The following is a 4645-nucleotide window of genomic DNA, read 5'->3' on the forward strand; positions in this document are numbered from 1 at the left end:
ATCACAGCCGATCCACAGCAAGTCAGCCCATCCACCGCAGCGTCGACGTTTCGCTTGACTGGGTACCCGATTCGTCCAGCAGGTCCCAAAACGGCGAAGTCCACCGGCGATGCGGAAACGCCCGCCAAGCAAATCGAAAGTCGTTCAAAACCGTCGCTCTCAGGCGTTACGCTCGGTAGCCCGCAATCGTATTGGCCCGTGTCGCCGCAAACGCCGCAAGTTGCTTCCTCAGCCGAGCCCGTCTCGCCAAAACAACATCCCTCCACAATCGCAGCCTCAGCGGCCAATCTTGCCTCGACTCCGCTAGCCGATTCGATGGAGCTCGGGCGCGAAGAGATGTCGGATGATTCGGAATTGCCGTCGATTCAAGCGACATCGCTTCCGATGGCGACCCACACCATCAACGGGTTGCCGACACGACCGATCCGCGAAAACGAGATGCTGCACTTGGCATTATCGCAAAGTCCGGTGCTTCGTCCGTTGGGGCTGCGGATTTTGGAATCGCCCGAATCTGCCACCACCATCTATGACCGCAGTATCACCGCGAGCGATCCTTTTTTTGGACCGCAAGCCGCGTTGGCGGCCTTCGACAGCACGCTCTCCGCCAGCGCCACGTCTCAGAACAACGATCGTGTTTTTAACAACTCAACGCTCGGCGGCGACGTCCAAGAGTTGACGCAAGATTATGCAACCTTTAACGCTGGGATTCAAAAACGGACGCTCTCGGGTGCCACCTGGGATCTGACGACCCGCAAACAATACGACGCCAATAATCGTAGCGCCAATCGCTTCCCCAGTTACTGGGAAACCCAGCTCGAAGCCGGGGTGCGTCAACCGCTGTTGCGAGGCGCAGGCAAGCAGTTCAATTCGATCGCGGGACCAAATGCCCAGCCCGGCTTTAATTTTTCGAAGGGCGTCATAATTGCCCGTTTGAATACTCGCATCACCGAAGCCGATTTTGAAATCGCAGTACGCACGTTCGTGCGTGACCTGTACGGGGTGTACTGGGATTTGAAACGGCAATACCGCAGCTACGAAAGTATCATCGCGGCGCGTGATCTTGCCTATCGGACTTGGCAGAGCGTGTTGGCTCGCAGCCATGCCCAAGTCGATGGGGGCGAGGCAAACAAAGAGGCTCAGGCACGAGCGAAGTATTATCGCTATTGTCGTGAAGCCGAATTGGCGCTCGGGGGCGGCGATTCCGAAACCGGGTTGTTTGCGACTGAGCGGCGGTTGCGGCGGATGGTCGGATTGCCGATTAGCGATGAGCAAGTCTTGCAGCCGATCGAAGACGGCCCCGAAGCGGAGTTTCATTTCGACTTTGAAAGTGTGTTTAACCAGGCGCTGGCGAATCGGACCGAACTGAAGCGGCAAAGTTTGAAAGTCCAGCAACAGCAGTTGCAGTTGGTGGCATCGAAGAACTTTTTGCTGCCTCAATTGGACATGATCGGTCGCTATCGGCTTCGTGGTTTCGGTGACGATTTGACAGGGAATGACTCACAGCGATTTGGCAGTGCTTATGACGATTTTTTCACCGGCGATCATCAAGAATGGGAATTCGGGCTCGAGATGGGCGTGACTGCTGGACGCCGACAAGCCCGTGCGGCGGTACGCAATGCGGCGCTGTTGTTAGCAAAAGAACGCAATCTATTGGCCGAACAGCAGCGAACCCTCGAATTTGACATCAAGGATGCGATCGCCGAGGTCGATGCCGCCTACGCTTCACTGAACTACTCGCGGTTGCAATACGAAGCGGCGCAAGATCGTTTGCGGTCCTCGGAAGTGTTGTTTGATTCGGACAAGATTCAAATCGAATTCCTGCTCGATGCTCAAGAAGAACTGTTGCAAACCGAACGTCAATACGCAGCCGATCTGTCTCGCTACTCGCTAGCGATCGTATCGGTCAGTGCCCAGTCGGGCACGCTGTTGGACGACGTCGGCATCCATTTGCACAACGGCAGCACGCAAACCCACGCGATCTACACGCCTGCGGAATAAAACGATTTTTCAATCGAAGCGGTGCCCTGTTGCCCGCGAGTCGGCCGCCGTTGGTAGCGGCCGACTTTGAAAATAAGAGAGTGTCTATCTAACTATTTGACAAACTCTTCCAAGCCGGGATGGTCCGCCGGGCGGGGACCGAGTGGCCAGTGGAACTTTCGGTCCGATTCTTCGATCGCATAGTCATTGATGCTGGCTTCACGGCGTCGCATCAAGCCATCGTGATCAAATTCCCAGTTTTCGTTACCGTAAGCACGAAACCAGTTTCTCGATTCGTCGTGGTACTCATACTGAAACCGAACCGCGATTCGGTTGTCCGTGAATGACCACAATTGTTTGGCCAAACGGTACTGCTGTTCTCGGTCCCACTTTCCTCTCAAGAATTCGACGATCTGCGGACGTCCTTCGACAAACGTCTCGCGGTTCCGCCATTGACTGGTCTGAGAGTAGGCCAACGAAACGCGTTCTGGATGACGCGAGTTCCAAGCATCCTCGGCAGCTCGGACTTTTTGCACCGCCGTTTCACGAGTGAAAGGGGGGCGAATGTCAGTTGGTTTTGACATGTGATCTTCCTCCAACGAGATACTTTGATGTTTGTAGTCCAATCGAACGGTTGATCACGCGGCGCTGCACGTATCGCTCTGGCAGCCGCAGGATGCAGCGGCGTCGATTGGCTCCGCCACAGGGAAATCAATGTCGGTTTCCGCGACGTGATTGAAGTAGTTGGTCAACAGGTTCAGCGCCGTGTTGGCAACGACTTCGGCGATCTCGCCATCAGTCAAACCAGCGGCCTTCGCTTCGGCGACTTCGTCGTCGGAGACCAAGCCACGTTTTTCCACCAGCCGAGCGGCGAGCTTTAAGATCGCATCGGATTTCGCGTCGGCGGACTTCGCCAATCGGGCGTCATGGATCTGGTCGGTCGTCAGCCCGACCATCTTGCCGATCGCCGTATGGGCGCTCAAGCAATAGTCGCATTGATTGGCTTGCCCGACCGCCAGCGCGATTTGCTCGCGATCCTTGGCCGAGAGTGCTCCGGCGGCCAGCGCGCTGCTGAATTTCAAATACGCATCCAAGACAGCCGTCGAGTTGGCCATCGTCGACATCATGTTCGGGATCATACCCAGTTTGGACTGCACGCCGTTGAGCAGTGCTTTGGCGGGGCCGGTTGCCTTTGCAGGGTCGATGGGGCTGATTCGGGTCATTGCTTCGTTCCTCATATCAGGGTTTTGAAAACTGCAAACAGTGAAAGCCACTGCTCGTCACCGTTTCCCTAGGCACGTCTCGGACCAAATTGTGTGGAAAATCGTAAGTCGTTTGCCGTAAACTGTTTGCGTTGATTCTACGCGGCTGGCGAACGCAACGAGATATCGTGGATTCACGAAAAATCGCTTGCGATTGACGAAATGTCGTGTATTTTTTGCGAATGCTCGAAGAAAAGACGCCCCTTATCGATCAGCCCAAAACGCTGCTGTTAGAGTTGGCTCAGCGGCTGCAGGTGGATGATGCGCTAAACTTGATTGTTGATCGCATTGCCGCGTCGCCAGCGGTGGCATTGGCGAGGATTTGGCTGATTCGACCCGGCGCCGGTTGTGAGACCTGTCCGTTGCGTCAGGAGTGTCCCGATCAAACCCGATGTCTGCATTTGGTAGCCAGCGCCGGTGCCTCGGTAGTGGATCCGCAGCGAAAGTTCTCGCGAACCGACGGTGCGTTTCGGCGTTTTCCGATCGGCGTTCGCAAAGTAGGCCGGATCGCAGCGACCGGCGAACCACTAGAGGTCGGGAATCTATTAGGCCAGCCCGATTGGCTGGTTCACCCGGAATGGGCTAGGGCAGAAGGGATTCGAGGTTTCGGCGGCCAACCGCTGGTGTACCGTGGCGAAGTCCTCGGCGTGCTGGGGGTATTCAGCCGAACCACCATCAATGACGAAGACCTGGATTGGCTGCGTACGATCGCCAATCACGCGGCCGCTTCGATTGCCAATGCGTCGGCATGGGAGGAGATCGAGTCGCTTCGTCGCCGATTGGAAATGGAGAACGACTATTTGCAAGAGGAGGTGCGGACGAGAAACGCGTTCGGAGACATGGTGGGCAAAAGTGCGGCGCTGCAAAAGGTCGCCGAGCAAATCGAGTTGGTTGCTCCGACCGATTCAACCGTTCTGATCACCGGTGAAAGTGGGACCGGCAAAGAACTGGTTGCCCGCGAGATTCATCGGCGTTCCTCACGCAGCGAACGGCCGCTTATCAAGGTCAACTGCGCCGCGATCCCTCGCGAGTTGTACGACAGTGAGTTCTTTGGTCACACCAAAGGCAGCTTCACCGGCGCCGTGCGTGATCGAGTCGGCCGTTTCGAATTGGCCGATGCAGGTACGTTGTTCCTCGATGAGATCGGTGAGATACCGCTTGATCTGCAAAGCAAGTTATTGCGAGTGTTGCAGGAAGGTGAGCTAGAGCGAATTGGTGAACAGCAAACACGCCGCGTGAATGTTCGCATCATCGCCGCGACGAATCGAGATTTGAAAAACGAAAGCGATGAAGGCCGGTTCCGCAGTGATCTGTACTATCGACTGAGCGTGTTTCCGATCGAGTTGCCGCCGCTGAGTCAACGTAAAGAGGACATTCCCTTGTTAGCCGGGCATCTGCTCGCACAG

General features: G+C 56.0%; 4 protein-coding genes. 2 read left to right on the forward strand and 2 right to left on the reverse strand.

Going from position 1 to position 4645, the window contains the following annotated elements; genetic code table 11:
- The coding region (locus ABX962_RS30805) for a TolC family protein (RefSeq protein WP_372725324.1) at positions 1 to 1998 on the forward strand (1998 nt) is incomplete at its 5' end.
- A 92-nt stretch (positions 1999 to 2090) separates the two neighbouring features.
- On the opposite strand, the gene ABX962_RS30810 is transcribed toward ABX962_RS30805, so the two are convergent.
- A complete protein-coding gene (locus ABX962_RS30810; protein ID WP_372725326.1) occupies positions 2091 to 2561 on the reverse strand; it encodes a DUF1348 family protein in 471 nt (156 codons plus the stop codon).
- 54 nt (positions 2562 to 2615) lie between these two features.
- Positions 2616 to 3200, reverse strand: coding sequence for a carboxymuconolactone decarboxylase family protein (locus ABX962_RS30815; RefSeq protein WP_372725328.1), 585 nt, complete (start codon positions 3198 to 3200; stop codon positions 2616 to 2618).
- A 221-nt stretch (positions 3201 to 3421) separates the two neighbouring features.
- Between ABX962_RS30815 and ABX962_RS30820 the strand changes: the two genes are divergently transcribed.
- Positions 3422 to 4645, forward strand: a 1224-nt coding sequence (locus ABX962_RS30820; protein ID WP_372725330.1) for a sigma 54-interacting transcriptional regulator, incomplete at its 3' end; no start/stop codon positions are given.

It is taken from the genome of Novipirellula sp. (assembly GCF_041583735.1).
Lineage (GTDB): Bacteria > Planctomycetota > Planctomycetia > Pirellulales > Pirellulaceae > Novipirellula.